At 46.2% G+C, this 15,644-nt stretch carries 11 protein-coding genes; 3 read left to right on the top strand and 8 right to left on the bottom strand.

The genetic code is table 11. The features are described 5' to 3' along the window. Nucleotides 1-126 precede the first annotated feature (126 nt). Both ptsP and rppH read right to left on the bottom strand, forming a co-directional pair. Complete coding sequence (ptsP, locus tag AC27G9_RS06240; RefSeq protein WP_487073627.1) at nt 127-2,418, bottom strand: phosphoenolpyruvate--protein phosphotransferase; 2,292 nt, start codon at nt 2,416-2,418, stop codon at nt 127-129. 39 nt (nt 2,419-2,457) lie between these two features. Next, nucleotides 2,458-2,985 (bottom strand): RNA pyrophosphohydrolase, encoded by a 528-nt coding sequence (rppH, locus tag AC27G9_RS06235; protein ID WP_487072182.1) that lies wholly within the window; start codon nt 2,983-2,985, stop codon nt 2,458-2,460. Between the two features lie 98 nt (nt 2,986-3,083). Here rppH and mutH point away from each other — a divergent pair, with 98 nt between their 5' ends. After that, entirely contained in the window at nt 3,084-3,761 is a 678-nt protein-coding gene (mutH, locus tag AC27G9_RS06230; protein WP_487072180.1) for a DNA mismatch repair endonuclease MutH, read from the top strand. A gap of 15 nt (nt 3,762-3,776) precedes the next feature. Here the strand turns inward: mutH and AC27G9_RS06225 are convergent, their stop codons facing one another. Both AC27G9_RS06225 and AC27G9_RS06220 read right to left on the bottom strand, forming a co-directional pair. Beyond that, nucleotides 3,777-4,871 (bottom strand): helix-turn-helix domain-containing protein, encoded by a 1,095-nt coding sequence (locus AC27G9_RS06225; RefSeq protein WP_487072178.1) that lies wholly within the window; start codon nt 4,869-4,871, stop codon nt 3,777-3,779. Between the two features lie 30 nt (nt 4,872-4,901). Next, nucleotides 4,902-6,407: a CYTH domain-containing protein gene (locus tag AC27G9_RS06220; RefSeq protein ID WP_487072176.1), complete on the bottom strand. Its 1,506-nt coding sequence runs from the start codon at nt 6,405-6,407 to the stop codon at nt 4,902-4,904. Nucleotides 6,408-6,605: 198 nt separating this feature from the next. Here AC27G9_RS06220 and AC27G9_RS06215 point away from each other — a divergent pair, with 198 nt between their 5' ends. Next, entirely contained in the window at nt 6,606-7,223 is a 618-nt protein-coding gene (locus tag AC27G9_RS06215) for a TIGR04211 family SH3 domain-containing protein (RefSeq protein ID WP_487072174.1), read from the top strand. 194 nt (nt 7,224-7,417) lie between these two features. On the opposite strand, the gene AC27G9_RS06210 is transcribed toward AC27G9_RS06215, so the two are convergent. Next, on the bottom strand, nt 7,418-7,861 hold the full coding sequence (locus AC27G9_RS06210; protein ID WP_487072172.1) for a hypothetical protein: 444 nt from the start codon (nt 7,859-7,861) through the stop codon (nt 7,418-7,420). A gap of 361 nt (nt 7,862-8,222) precedes the next feature. On the opposite strand from AC27G9_RS06210, the gene AC27G9_RS06205 reads away from it, so the two are divergent. Continuing rightward, nucleotides 8,223-9,008, top strand: a complete 786-nt coding sequence (locus tag AC27G9_RS06205; RefSeq protein ID WP_487072170.1) for a hypothetical protein — start codon at nt 8,223-8,225, stop codon at nt 9,006-9,008. 70 nt (nt 9,009-9,078) lie between these two features. Here the strand turns inward: AC27G9_RS06205 and AC27G9_RS06200 are convergent, their stop codons facing one another. From AC27G9_RS06200 to AC27G9_RS06190, 3 genes are all read right to left on the bottom strand, one after another. Beyond that, nucleotides 9,079-11,499, bottom strand: a complete 2,421-nt coding sequence (locus AC27G9_RS06200) for a TonB-dependent receptor (RefSeq protein WP_487072168.1) — start codon at nt 11,497-11,499, stop codon at nt 9,079-9,081. A 264-nt stretch (nt 11,500-11,763) separates the two neighbouring features. Beyond that, nucleotides 11,764-13,494: a solute:sodium symporter family transporter gene (locus AC27G9_RS06195; RefSeq protein WP_487072166.1), complete on the bottom strand. Its 1,731-nt coding sequence runs from the start codon at nt 13,492-13,494 to the stop codon at nt 11,764-11,766. Between the two features lie 12 nt (nt 13,495-13,506). Beyond that, entirely contained in the window at nt 13,507-15,576 is a 2,070-nt protein-coding gene (locus tag AC27G9_RS06190; protein ID WP_487072164.1) for a glycoside hydrolase family 31 protein, read from the bottom strand. Between the last annotated feature and the right edge of the window lie 68 nt (nt 15,577-15,644).

Here is a 15,644-nt window from a genome sequence, read left to right as displayed (position 1 = left end):
ATGCACCGAGGTTAAATTCCGCTCTAGGTTAACACATCTGCATGAACGAATTGAACCAGTGTCAATGATGACAATCTATTCACGTTAGTGTTTAAACACTAGAGGTAATGCGGTGAGAGGTGTATCTTAAGCGCCGGCTCGTACTAACCCACCCAACGCTTTTTGTTCGAGATACGTGTTTACGTACTCAAATACGTCTTCATGAGTTTCTGCCGTAAGTGCCATTGACAGTAGCGCCTCGCTCTCTTCTAAGCTGACATTGCGAAGTACCCAATTGATTTTTCTCAAGCTATGGACGTTCATACTCAAACGGCGATACCCCATGCCTAGCAATAGTATCGCCCCACCGGGTTCGCCCGCTATTTCACCACAAATGGTCACAGGCACATTATACTGTTCAGCTTGACGGACAATGTCGTATAACGCGGACAGTACGGCTGGATGATAACTATTATAGAGGCCAGCAACACGAGCATTGTTGCGGTCAACCGCGAGTAGATATTGGGTTAAGTCATTACTACCGACAGAGAAAAAATCGACTTTTGCCGCTAGCTGAGGCAATTGGTAAAGCACCGAAGGGACTTCGATCATGACCCCGACTTTAGGCCTGTACAATTTCAACCCTTGGCCTTTAATTTCATCGGCGATTTCGAAAAACGCTTGCTCAATCAAACGAGTGGCTTCGTTAACTTCACTGATCGACGAAATCATGGGCAACATGATTTGCAAGTTTTTCAAGCCTATACTCGCTCGCAACATGGCGCGAATTTGAACGAGAAAAATTTCAGGATGATCTAACGTCAATCTGACACCACGCCACCCTAAAAATGGGTTTTCTTCGGTTATCGGGAAGTAAGGCAATGGTTTATCGCCACCAACATCCAAAGTACGCATAGTAATACTCTTCTCCGGCGCGCTTTCAAGCACACGTCGGTATAGTTTTACTTGTTCGTCTTCCGAGGGGAAACTTTCACGCAACATGAAGGGGATTTCTGTGCGATACAAACCGACCCCACTGCCTTGCTTGTGCGATACGACTTCTATTTCCGCAGACAAGCCCGCATTGATAAACAATGCCATGTCGCAGCCATCTTCCGTGCAGCAAGGCTGGTCGGCTTCTTGTTCTATTTTTTGTGCAAAGAGGGCTTCTTCTTCAATCAGCGCGGTAAACTCATCGAGAATACTTTGCTCTGGCGACACAATGACTTCACCGGAATAACCATCGAGCAATATGGCTTTGCTTTCGAGAAGTTTTGGCGATAACGTTTGGCACCCCATCACCGCGGGCACACCCATCGCGCGAGCTAAAATTGCCGCATGAGAGTTGTTTGACCCGCGAATTGAAATAATACCTTTTAGATATTCCCGAGGGAATTCCGCTAACATAGTGGCGGACACTTCTTCTGCAACCAAAATGGTATCCCATTCCGGCAACTTGGTTTCTACGTCACCACCGCCAGAGACGGACAAAATATTAATTAAAATTCGGTTGGATAAATCGATGATGTCAATGGCGCGTTCTTGCATGTATGGATCTTCCATACTTCGAAAACGCGCGGCGTAGTCATCAATCACCATTTTTAATGACGAGCCCGCATCCCATCCTTCGCGAATCTTGGCTTCGACCTCTCGCCCTAAACTGTTGGCGTCGAGCAGGTGATGATAGAGCTGAAAGATAGATCTCACATCATCTGGAATTTCAGATTCCAAGCCCTTCGACAACTCATCTACATGGCCGCGCGTAATTTCGACGCCACGACGATACAACTTAATTTGATTGTCGGTATCTTTGCTTTTTCTCACTACCCAGTTTCGCAAATCCACTTTGGAATCGGCTGCATAGCCTATTCCTTTTGCCAAACCCGGGGAGCCACCAATGCCATGCACTTTGTTTTGCTGCAAAGTCAGATTCACAGAAGTATTGGCGACTAACGCGCCACGCATTTGTGCATTGGCTATTTCAAGCGCAAGTTGGGCAGCAAGCGTGACCAGAAACGCCTCTTCATCTTCACTGAAGCGTCGCATCTCACTTTGTTGCATTGTCAATACGCCAACAACGCGACGTTGGTGGATTATCGGCGTACCAAGAAAAGCGTTGTAGTTTTCTTCTTTTACTTCGGGGTAGTGTTTAAATCGAGGGTGCTGATGCGCATTGCGAATATTAAGAGGCTCTTCGCGCTGGCCTACAAGACCAATTAGGCCTTCGTTAAAACCAATACGGACCCGTTCCACTGCTTCTGGGTCTAGACCATCAGTGGCCTTTAACACGAATTCTTGATTGTCGTAATCGGCGAGATAAATAGAGCACGAATCGACTCCCATCGTGCTTTTTACGCGACTGGCGAGCTTGAACAACGCAACGTCGAGTTGCGGGATCTGGGTGACCTCCTGAACAATACGCTTGAGTATTGTCAGCATGTTGCCTTTGCTTGCAACTTTATCGACCACCCTATCTCCTTAATTACGTCGTCGTCGGCGAGGACGGCGTTGCTGTCCACCGTGTTTTTGTTGTGCTTGCATAATCGCGCCAGAAAATTCCTTTAGCGCACGGCGATATACATCGCGTTTAAACGACACAACATTTCGAATCGGATACCAGTAACTTACCCACCGCCAGTCATCAAATTCAGGATGACCAGATTTGAGTAAGTCGACATCTTTTTCAGCACAATCTAAGCGAAGCAAAAACCATTTTTGTTTTTGCCCTATACAAACCGGATTGCTGTCTTGGCGTATCAAACGCTTCGGCAACTTATATCGCATCCAGTTGCGTGTCACACTGAGGATTGTCACGTCTTTAGGTGTTAACCCAACTTCCTCGTGTAGCTCCCTGTACATCGCTTGTTCTGCAGTTTCCCCTTCATCAATTCCGCCTTGTGGAAACTGCCATGAATGTTGACCATAACGTCTTGCCCAAAATACTTGACCCATTTTGTTGCAAATCACTATGCCCACATTCGAACGGAATCCATCGGCGTCAATCACTCAGACTCCTGGGCACTTTAGACTTTTCTATCCTTGCATTCTTCCATAAACTAGAGCCCTTTCAAAGCATTAATATTCACCAACGGAAACTAGCTGCCATGCATGTGCCCACCCACAGTCCACAAACCGCGGAAGAACTGATAGAACGTGCACAGCAACTCGCAGGCTTCTCTCTTGGGGAATTGGCATCCATGGCGAAGGTATCGACGCCACAACACTTGCGCCGTCACAAAGGATGGGCTGGCCAATTACTCGAGCTCTGGCTAGGCGCTACGGCGGGTTCCAAACCCACCCAAGACTTTCCCGATCTCGGCATCGAGCTCAAAACCATTCCAATTAGTCATGTCGGTACGCCATTAGAAACCACCTATGTGTGCTATGCCCCTTTGCTAAATCCGCCCGGTATTGTTTGGGAAACCTCTAATGTCTTTTTGAAATTACAGCAGGTGCTATGGGTTCCTGTCGATGGTGAGAGAGAGATTCCCATTGCTGAGCGACGTATCGCTACTCCCTTCTTGTGGCAACCAAATGAAGAGCAAAACGCGCTATTGAAAGCGGATTGGGAAGAACACAATGAGCTGATCACGCTAGGACGAGTAGAAGAAATTACTGCTCGCCATGGTAACGTTATGCAGATTCGCCCTAAAGCAGCTAATGGCGGAGTGCTCACAGACGCTCTCGGGCCCGATGGCGCTCGTATTCGCACCCGCCCGCGCGGCTATTATTTACGCAAAGCGTTTACCGAAAATATCATTGCAAATGCTTTCGCTGGCTAGCAGGGGCAACACGCCCTAGTCATGAGTTTCAAATTTGTTCATGTACTTTACGAACACGCCACTGAGGAACTTTTCTGAATTGAAGCCCAAGCGCTTCGCCACGGCAGAAATCTTAGCGTCACTTCGCAGCAGGACTTTTTTGGCATATTCCAGTCGGTAGTGAAAAATAAAAGCCCGAAAATTACGTTTGAGTAGCGCTCTTGTGGTGATAGCAAGTTCGGTTGGCTCTACGTTGGCCATTGCCGCAAAGTCAGTCATCCTTAATCCCACTTTTTTATACGCTTTGTGCTCAATCACTGCCCGCTCTGCCCTCTGCAGTATGGCTTTCATTGCTTCACTGCCCAGTACCATATTCTCCAGACGCTGATAATTGATTGGTGATGGCGAGCTGCGCTTAGTGTCTAAACAATACATCAAAACCAAAAGCGTCATGGTGGCAAAACACAAATGAAACAGGGTTTGCCAGTGTTCAAAAGGCAAGATACCGAACGCAACAAAAGACACCACAACGATACAAATAAAGCCAATACCGACAGTTGTAGCCATAGCACCGGCCATACCTTTGAGTTTAAACTGGTCAATATCGACAACTTGCTCAGGCAAATACCTGTGGTAAACCTGTAAGATTTCAGTCAACACTATACCGATAACCAAGCACCCAAAACCGCTTATCCAATAGGGTAAGTAGACATACCAATAACCCAGGGGATCGCCAATTGGCGCTTGCCGATAGAGCATGTGTTTAGTTTCTGGCGCGACAAAAAGTAAGGGGACTTGTGCGCCGAGGGCGAGTAGTACGGGTAGCCAAGGCAACAGTAGTGACTTGGCTGAAATTTTAGTGACTTTAGGCCTAATAGCCTTATACGCGAAGGCCATAACCAGCAGAGGCACAAAGGTAAACACGCCGACCATACCAGCCAGATAACTGCCTCCTGGTAACAACTGAATCGCTTCCTCCACCAGACTGAATGGCCAAGCAATAAGCATAAATACCAGAGGATTGGGGTTTTCTAGTTTTTCAAAACGCGATGCCAATACGCCACAGGCTATTAACCACAATATGGCCCCGCCTGCCACAATATAGCTGCTGATCAATTGTATGGTGGTCAATTGATGGACCCTCTGTTCATCCTTTCACGTTTACCAGTACACTTCTGCATGTAACGCCACTTGTCTGCTGCGCTCCATGACATTCAGCAAATTAGTCACTTTTTCTTCTGCCCAATGAGAAAGGTCCTCGTGGGCTTCTAAATCCGATTCTTTTAGCGACCGTTGCAACATTTTAAGCGCTTTTAATTCATCAATCCCTGCCATTAAGTCTAGCCAAGGTGCGCGATATTGTCCGCGTGCACTGGCGAATAAATTCGCCAGCACAAACCCCGTCATCAAGGCTTGGCTCAGTTTGGGTTCGCTGGCGATGTAATCCACACTGTGCATCGTTTTACTGTCTGGCATACATTGCTGCATGCTTTGCCAACCACTCGTTAACCACACTTTGGCAAATGACATCATGGGCTGATTACCGTTGTCATTCGTTTTAAGCCATGGTTTTGATGCTAATATTTCGAGAATAACGAGTTTTATCCTCGTCGATTCGGCGGCAAAAAAGAGTTTGTCCGGCGCGTGTGCGTGAAGCAATCCCGCTTGCCTTCCCTGTAAGTAGCTCAACAGCGAGGGTTGCCTACTCAGTCCCTTGTTGAAAACACTTTTCTTCGACATCAAATAGCGCAGGCTCTGCAAGTCATCTTGCCACACCCAGCGTTTTTCAAAGCTAACTAACTGACGGTGTAAAGCCTGTAGTTCAGGGCAATCCAACGCTTGTAAAAACAAGGTTACCGTCTGTTTTAGCATGCGGATACCAGAGGCCACTTCACCAAGCATCTTCACCGATTTTGTTTCGAGGAATAGATGTTCATGGTGTTGCCAATGACTTAGCGCACACTGCATGGCCTGTACGAAAGTATGTTGTGTTGTGCTATCTGCTTGCACCGGAAGGAGCTCAGGTAATGGCGAGACTTTACGCGCGGAACCATGAAGTAGCTGATAGCCTCTAGCGGCCTTAGACACATCGCTGAGGCGCATTGGAATATGACCTAGCATCAACGTCGCTAGCACAAACAACGCGTGCACTTCACCTTCTAAAAGTTCAAGTTCAATTTCTTGTATGGGGCTTGACGCTTTGTCAGTAATCGCGTCACCAACGTCGAACACGAGTTCAATTTTTGCATCATTGATTTCTACGATATAGGCAGTACGAGTGAAGTGAGTAGAAAACTGTCTGGCTAATTGACCGTTAATTTCATCGATGTTCCAACCTTCCGGCCATACTGCTTTGTCGAATAGGGCTAAATCAGGTTCATTTTGAACAAGCGGGATATTGTATTCAGCGCGTTCATGTAGCCCACCGGTCACTTTGCCATTCGTTTTAACGGTTTGTTCGTATTGGCCATTCACACCTCTCACCCTAAAGCCAATCTTATGCTTTTCAAACAAGTGTTCAGGTGTGTCGTAGTAATCGTTTTGTAAACGTTTTTCTACTGCTTCAGAGACGAGAGCGCCTTGGGCAGTCAATGCGGGCAAAATTTGACGATTGAACGCGGATACCGCGTCCGCTTTTGTAGCGAATTTGATTTCGATTTCCGACATGGGCTTCAAGGTAATTATAGGTTCCGCACAACCTTACCGTTGTCACTGTAAATTGGCAATGTATTCAATAACAACTGAGTGATTTTACAACATGTTCTAGCAATGAATAACTTTTATCCTGCTGGCATACTTTGTATTTCAACTCGTCGCCTTGCCTTTATGTGCTCGACCCCATACCATGAATCGCAGAATCGTTTTATGGAAAAACCAATTATGTTGAAACAATGGTGTTTTGCTCTGTTGGCAGGAGCAGCGCTCACACTTGGCACACAGAGTCAGGCCTTTGCTCAAGAAGAATCGAACAAGGCGTACGTAAGTGACGATCTCATCATTTATGTTCACACGGGGCCAGGTAGGCAATACCGGATTATCGGCTCTATCGAGGCTGGTTCGCCTATTACCGTGGTATCAAAAGATGACGATGCCGGGTTTACACAGATTATTGACGAAACCGAACGAGAGGGATGGATAGAATCATCCTGGGTATCACAAACCGTATCACGTAAAGTTGCATTACCAGATGCGCTGAGCAAACTCGAAATGGCAGAACGCCAACTCGCCAACATAGACACAGATAATCAAGCTCTGGCTTCAAGGCTAGCTGATTTGGAACAAACGAATAAGGCGCTGAATCAACAACTGGAAGAGCAAACCCAAACGATAGACACCATTCAGGCCAAACTGGAAAAGCAAAGCGAGGACGAAGAGCGCGCTTGGTTTACACGAGGTGGGATAGTCGTGGCAGCCAGTATTTTCCTTGGGATGCTATTGACATACTTGCCCAAAAAGCGCCGCCGTAATGATGGTTGGATGTAGCCTGATTGAGTACCCATTAAGTCATTACCAAAAGCGCCTGAGTGGCGCTTTTTTATTGTTCGAAAACAGGCTAACCACACATACAGCAACACAAAGGTAATTGACAGCAATTGATAGGCTCTCACCCACCACAGTTGGTACGATATAAAAATGCGCTTCTTGCCGGATATCAAAGCCCAACCGCAAGCAGTCTATTAGGTGTGGTATTTCTCAATTTGCCCGATGATAGACTGACGCTGTTCCCGGGAGAACGCGTAATAACTGAATTCAATATCTTCACCGTCTTTGATACTGATAATCAGTCGTTTAGGAAAGAATCGCGAAATTCGATAACCTGCAACACGGCTCCAATCGACGCTCAGAAGCTTTTCGTACTTGAAGAATTTAAAGCCCTTTTCGGTGAAATGAAGTTTCAAATACGGTCGAGGAACAAAACAGTAAAATAGGAAGCTAACAATAATACAATAGCCAACGAGGAAGACTCCCAACATTGCAATAATGTTTACTCTGAATACGCTAACCAGAGCAAAATGTACCGTTTCTGCAGCCAAAACCATTAAAAAGCTGGCCAAAACAAAACTCACCCTAGATAACACGTTTTGAGTCATCGATTGAGAAACTTCCATATCTCTACTCACTAGATTTCCTTTGAAAAAACGCTATTTCAGCCTGCAATATGACTTAACGTTTGCGCGCTTGCAACGTTTCAACTGAGTATCCATCTTTCGGCCCTGGCCAATGACTACGCGATTTACCCCATTATTGCAGGCGATGCACGTAACGTAATTCGTCGATAAAAACAGGTTAGTTCAGCGCTTTTGTTGTGCTTAGCACCATTTGTTCAACCATTATCCCTTGGATATGAGTGATTTTTGCTTCTCAAGACACTTATTTAGATACGCCAACTTTTTTGTGCAGGTTTTGCCCAATTCAATACTGAACGTATTGGCAGAGAATAAGTGTGGCCGCAGCAGATTACGTTAGCTATCAGGATACAAGATGAGTTATGTCTCGAGTACTTTTGGTTTTGAACAACCGATGTTTGCCGCTTTAAAAGCGGTAGATGCACAAGCTCGTGACATCATCGCCGACGCCCAACATTACCAACCAGAACACGCGTTTTTAATCACTCGATCTGCCAACGCCTATTTGACCTTATCCAAACGCTATCAATGTGTACTTAGGTTGGAACTAGCAAACTATCAAGACTACCTCGAAGACACCGCCATAAAATCTCAGTTTTATAGTGAAATGCAGCTACTTATTCGCGAGTACGCGACCCTTTATCGCGATGACCAAGATTTAGGCAGAGGGGTGTTAGCCCAGCTCAATAATGCCTTCTTGAACTTAGCGTTAAGTGTGTCAGAACTGGGGAGATATAAAAATGAAGGTAATAGTCTGAGTGTCGTGCCGCAGGCACCTATCGAAGATTTTGACGCTGACCGCTATGCAAATTGGCTAGCTAGCATTCCATTCTACGAAGAATTTAATGCACTCGACATCTATCTCGAGGCTGATAGCCGTCTTGAAGAAGAGTTTCTCTATGTTAGTGCAAGGCCCGCGAAGCCGAAAATAAAATTGGGATTCAAGAACCGAAAGCCATATCCACGGCCCGATCCTATGCAAATTTTCAGTCGGAAAGGTGCGTTGCTTGAACGCCAAATCGCATTCTTGGGAAACCGAACACAATTACTACTGCAAGAGACTATGCCGTTGCATCGTTATACATCGGTCAACATTAAAAATGTGGTCGCCCCCAACTTAAGTTATGAGGTAAAAAAGTAAGCGCGCTGACGCTGCCAAGACATAAAAAAGCCGGGCAGAGCCCGGCTTTTTACTGCTTTAGCTTAGGGAATTAGAACTGCGCTCTGAAAGATACGCCGTAGTAACGGTCAGCTTCACGAGGGATTTGGTAACGGAAGTTGTCACCAGAGTAAGTTGTCGCAAAGCTCTCATCAGTAAGGTTTTTACCAATCAATGTTACGCGGAAAGCGTCATCATTAAATGAGAACCCAACACTTGCATTTAATACCGCATAATCAGGTAGTAAAGAAGCAGGGTTAAAATCACCTACGTTATTTGGCAAGTCAGAGTATTGCTCGTCGGTATAGACATAAGAACCGTTGAAGTAAACGTCAAAACCACTACCCGTTTCTAACACGTATTCTGCTGCAACCGAGTACTTAAGATCTGGCGAGAAAGGTACATCTAAGCCAGAACGGTCAGTACATGAGCCCGCCGCTACTTCAGGTGGGCAATTAAATCTGTCGATTTCAGCAGTAACAGAAGCAAAACCACCCGTTAGCGTTAGGTTTTCAGTTGCCATCCACATGAAGTCAACTTCAATACCTTGAGTAGACACATCACCAGCGTTAGTCAATCTAGTGATACAAGCACCGTCTGAACAGTCGAAGTTGTTTGCTTGGAAGCCTTCAATGTCTGTGCTGAACAAAGCGACGTTCAACAATAGGTCGTTGCTCGCATACTTATAGCCAATTTCATAAGCGTCAGACTCTTCTGGGCCAATTGGGCGGTTGTGGATCGCTGGGTTGAAGTTATAGAAAACGTTGAAACCAGGCCCTTTGTAGCCTTGTGAGTATGTCGCGTAAACCATTTGTCCGTCTGCAACATCGTATTGCACACCTAAACGGCCAGATAGATTCGTCTCGTCAGTCGAGCCCTCTTCGTCCGTATTTTCTGTTGCTGGACGAACACCAACACCACGACGACCAAACTCATCGTTACTTACACGGCGGTGCGTGAAAGACACTTCATCGTCGGTATAACGCAAACCAAATAGAAGGCGAAGATCTTCAGATATATCATAAGTTGCATCACCGAACAGTGCCCAGTTGTTAAACTCTGTGCTCATGTAGGCTGTTGCAGAGACGATGTCATTGGCATTACAGGTCACGCCCAAGCTGTTAGCAAACGCATCAAGGTCTGCTAATGCAGTTGTCAGTTCATCACCGCTTAGATTCTCGTTCGCGTACCACTCTAGCGCTTGGTTTAACTGACCATTGTTATTTTGACAGCTCGCTTCACGAGTAAAGCTACGCTCTGAGTCAATATTCCAATAGAACAAACCTGCAACAAAGTTAAATGGACCGTCTAAGTATGATGTTACACGGAACTCTTGCGAGAACTGATCCCACTCTTGTGGGCCAACATCGTGCAACTGGAATGGCACACCAAATACTGGCTCATTGCTGTCACCCGCGATTGAGGTGAAATCACCTTCACGGAACTCCGTGTTATCCCAAGAACGCTGGGCAGTAATCGACGTTAGTGTGTAATCACCTAGGTCTTTGTCCAACTGGATAGAGAATGCACTGTGGTCGTCTTGTGTGCGAGACTCAAAATCGTGATCAACACGGCGTTGATCAAGGTCTAAATCTGCAACGCCGTTGACGATGCCGTTGCTGTTTGGTGCTGCTTCCGACGCTGGGTTACGGCCACTTGGTAACAATTCTAAATCGGCACAACAGTCATCATCGGCTTTGTAATACTCGGCAATGAACTTAACGCTCAAGTCGTCAGTTGGGTCGTAATGCACAACGGCACGAGCACCTTCTCTGTCATAACCGTTGATTTTGGTGTTGTTAAATACGTTGTCAATGTAACCGTCAAACTTACCTTGGAAAACGGTCAAACTCGCAGCAAGCTCGTCTGTCAAACCGCCACTAATGGTGCCCTTCATACGGTACTCATTATCTTGGAAGAATGACGTTTCAAAATTACCTGATACATCTTGTGTTGGCGCTTTGGTCGTCATATTGACCACACCAGCAGAGGCATTTTTACCAAAAAGCGTACCTTGAGGGCCACGCAATACTTCGATGCGTTCTAAGTCGTACAAATCGGCAAACGCCTGGCCCGAACGACCAAGTACGACACCATCGACTACTGTTGCGACACTTGGCTCAGCGGCAATACTGAATGAGATGGTACCAATACCACGTACCGTCAACGCAGAGTTACGAGTCGTTGTACCTTTGCGGAAGCTCACTGAAGGAACCAAAGCCTGCAAGCTCTCAATATTGTTGGCAAATGCCGAATCGATTTGATCCGATCTCAATACCGATACCGCTACCGGTACTTCACTTAGTTTCTGTGTACGCTTTTGAGAAGTAACGACGATCTGCTCAAAAGAAGTATCTTCTTCTGTTGCAGTCGCATCCGCTTCTTGTTGAGCAAAAGCGTGGCTACTTAGTGCCATACCCGCAGTCAACCCGAGGGCAACTGAGCGGCTTAGCAAGGTCTTTTTGGCTTTCATGAGGTTCTCCAGATTGTGCTATTTGCTTTTGTTATCCGATTACCTGTATACGCGGTAGGGTACAAAGGTCATCGTTGCTGATGCCCGTCCACCGTCCAGAGAGTGCTAGGGCATCGAGACTACAAATCACTCTTACCTCTTAGATAAGTAGTCTTATATAAGATACACAAAGTTAAACAATTGTTAAAACAAATGCAAACGTTATGTTAATTATTTTTAGAATTTTTCTTGGTGATAAACGTCGGACGAAACCGGTTGCCTAAATTAGGCAACCCCAATTTGCTGTAGGCCCTGTTCGTAGCGACTTTCCCACCACTTCAGACTAGCCCAACACAAGACAAAATTAGCGCCCCAAAGTATTGCGAGGCTCGGTATAAACCACGGACTAAAGCCGCCCACTATACCGATAGGAGAAAACAGAATATAAAGAGAAATTATCATACTAAACAGGGTGATAGCGCACGGGAGAGCGTATCGCCATGGTTTGAGTTCGACTTCAGGCTTGCGAGTAAAGCGCCATTCCGTCTCACGCGGCCACATATAACCAATTGCTAACATAATAGCGAGTTCAACAAAGAACAGAATGGCATAGATATGAATGAAGTTAATGTCGACTTCCCACACGAACTTCAGTAATGCGTAGGCAATAACGTGGAAGACAATAGCCACTTTCGCACCAAGTGCTGGGACACGTCGGGTAAACAAGCCGACCAACACTATGGTAATCACTGGGATGTTATAGAAACCGGTAAAAATCCGAATAATTTGCCACAACCCTTCAGGTGCAAACATCAGCAAAGGGGCAGTAATGAAGGAAAACAGTGCAATGACGATACTGGTTATTTTTGCCACACGAATCAGCTTTTCATCAGACACTTTGTCTTTTTTCATTGGTGCGTAAACATCCAAGCAAAACAGTGTGGCAGCACTGTTAAGCAAGGAATTAAACGAGCTAAACACCGCACCTAACAGCACCGCCAAAAAGAAGCCGGAAAGGTACAGTGGCAATACATTTTTCACGAGGTGGGGATAAGCTAAATCAATCGTTTGTAGGTTTTCATCTTGATACAAATGAAAGGCGATAACACCGGGAATCATCATCATGAAAGGCACAAGTACCTTAAAGTATCCCGAGAACAGCACGCCTTTTTGCCCTTCCGCAAGGTTTTTGGCTCCCAGTGTTCTTTGGATAACGTACTGATTCGTCCCCCAGTAAAACAGGTTGGCGAGAATCATCCCCGTAAATAGCGTTCCAAAGGGTACAGGGTCGGTTTCGCTGCCAATTGCATCGAGTTTTTCTGTGTGCTCTGTGCCAAGAATTTCTAGACCCGCGACAAAGCTACCGTCCCCTAAGGCGATGAGGCCAAGCACAGGTACCAATAGCCCTACGATCAAAAGACCAATACCATTGATGGTATCTGACACCGCAACGGCCCTCAAACCACCAAAAATAGCGTAGATAGCCCCTATCGTCCCCACCATAACTATGGTAACGATCAAGGCCGCTTCATAGCTCAAATTAAGCAGTGCAGGCACATCAAACAAACGCAGCACTGCAATAGAACCAGAATACAAGATTGAGGGGATGGTAATTAAACTGTAGCCCACCATAAAGAGGACGACTGTCATGCGCCTGACGTCGTCATCAAACCTGTCTTTCAGAAATTCCGGCAAGGTAGAAAAAGCGCCTGCCAAATAGCGCGGCAGGAATATTAACGCCATGATGATTGTAGATACACCAGCGGTGACCTCCCACGCCATAGCACTCAAGTTATAACCAAATGCACTGCCGTTAAGGCCAATCAATTGTTCCGCGGATAGGTTGGTTAGCAACATGGACCCGGCAATGAAGGTCCCTGTAAGGCCACGACCAGCGAGAAAATACCCGTCTTTGGTATTCACTTCTCCTTTGGTTTTTAAATAGGAGATATAACCCACAAGCGCCATGAAAAATACACATGACAGCAAGGTCACGCCGACGTTAAAACCATCCATACTGATGCCCTATTATTGTGCTTGCCACATAGTGACAGTTTGTTTTTCACATTCAGTGTGTTCAATATCACTACCAAGAGGAATAGATTCCCCTTCTCTGACAAACACCGCCATCTCTGACAACGCCAGTGTCTCACGGTGATATCCCCCAGTATAAGCTTTGTTATCTGGGAATCGACGCCAATTGCCTTGGGGCAAGTAAAACTTCACCTCACCACTAGGTACAACACAAGGTGCAACTAACAAGTTGTCACCAAACATAAACTGTTGTTCAAATGCGTGTGACAAAGGGTCGTCAGGAAACGCAATGGCCATGGCGCGTTGTAGCGGCAAACCCGTTTGATTTGCCTGTTCCATTGCCGTTTCGATGTAAGGCAACAATTGATAGCGCAAACGCAAAGCAACAAATACCGCGTCTGACGCTTCTTGCCCGTATGACCACGGTTCTCTTGCCCCTATGCCATGAAGGCGCATGTGAGCAGAAAATACCGAGGCTTGCGACCAACGCACATACAGGTCTGCGTCGCGAGTATCTTTGTAGAAACCGCCAATATCGGTAGCAAAATAAGGTCCACCAGACATTCCCCACGACAATGCACCGCGAATACTTGCCGCTAAACCTTGCCAATCTGCTTGAGGATCGCCACCCCATTGTGCCGGGTAACACTGGCTACCTGTCCAAGCCGAGCGGCTAAATAAAAACGGGCCTGTTTTGCAATATTTCGCTGCTGCCTCATACACGCAACGGTTGTAAAGCATGCTGTATACGTTGTGCAATCGCATACCCGAATCGCCGCTGTGAGAGAGCATATTGTCATCTTCAATTTGCTCGCCAAAGTCGGCCTTGATCATATCTACGCCAATATCAAACAGTGGTTTGTGAGACTCTAACCAGAAGTCATAAGCATCTGGATGGGTAAAATCTAAGATCCCTGATTTAGGCAGTGGTGTGAGTACTTCGCCAAATGGACTTAAATCCCATTCGTACTCATAGGCCTCGCCGGTGCGTTTGTCTCTTATCAGCCATCCGTTCTCAGCTGCGCGCTTAAACAATGGGTTCTTTACTGATATGAGAGGATATTCCCAAACACAAATCTTAAAATTCAGCGCCTTCAATTCATCAATAACAGGCTGTGGATCAGCATAACGGGACGGGTCCCATTCGAACGCAAAACGAGTGTCGGTGTCTTGCCAGGCGCGCCCATCTAAAGTAATGACATCACAAGGCATTTGTTTTTCACGCACTTCTCTTGCAACAGCCAGTAACTCTTCGGCATCTTTATAATAAGCTTTAGACAGAATCACCCCCGCACTCCATTTCGGTGGAATCGGCGCAAATCCGGTGAGCTGAGCATAGCGCTCGATACTCTGAGCGGGACTATCGGTATGATATAAAAATACGTCTAAACTGTTGTCTTCAACCAAACAAACATAAGAACGCTGTGACCAAGGCGCATAGCCAACTCCATGAGTGACAGGCGCTGGAGTGTGGACAAACAGGTTCCAGCCCTCAGGGCTCCATGCGTAAGGTGTATTCTTGTATGACTTCTCAGCGTTCACACCGAGCGCATCGTGATTAAACGACCTGACTAGTTGACCACGTTTATTGAGCTTGCCCCACTTCTCACCCAAACCATAAACGGCATCGTCATGTTCCAATTCTAAATTGAGCAGCCATCCCTGCTCTGTTTTTGCCAGTGGCGGTAACCGATGTTGGCGCACGAAATGGCCATCTGTCGCAGACTGTTGAACAATCTTGCCATTGCGTTTAAGCACAAAATGAAGAGGATGGTGATGCAAGGTTAACTCGTACTCGCCCGCAACGACTGAACTCACTTGATCTTGTGTAGTGATACTAAGTGCAGTGTTTTCAGGCGTTTGCTTCAACATACCAAAGTTATCATTGCTTAAAGGCAAGCTTTGCAGACGCATACCGAATTGGCTAAACGATATCGCTAGGTCGCCATACTGCGTTACCAGTGTAAGGGTGTTGTCGCTTCCCAGTTGTGGCTCAGCTTTTAGCTCAGCAGCTTCAATCGCATTCCAATCTGGTTCGTTAAGTTGGTACGGATTCACCGACATTAGATTTTATCACCATCAAGTCTTGTATAAGATAGAAGTTAATAAAATGTAACATCAGTGTCAATGGT

It is taken from the genome of Alteromonas sp. 5NS40-0096, from assembly GCF_057544385.1.
Note: the sequence above shows the minus strand (reverse complement) of the source record. Positions and strands in the feature narration are given on the sequence as shown.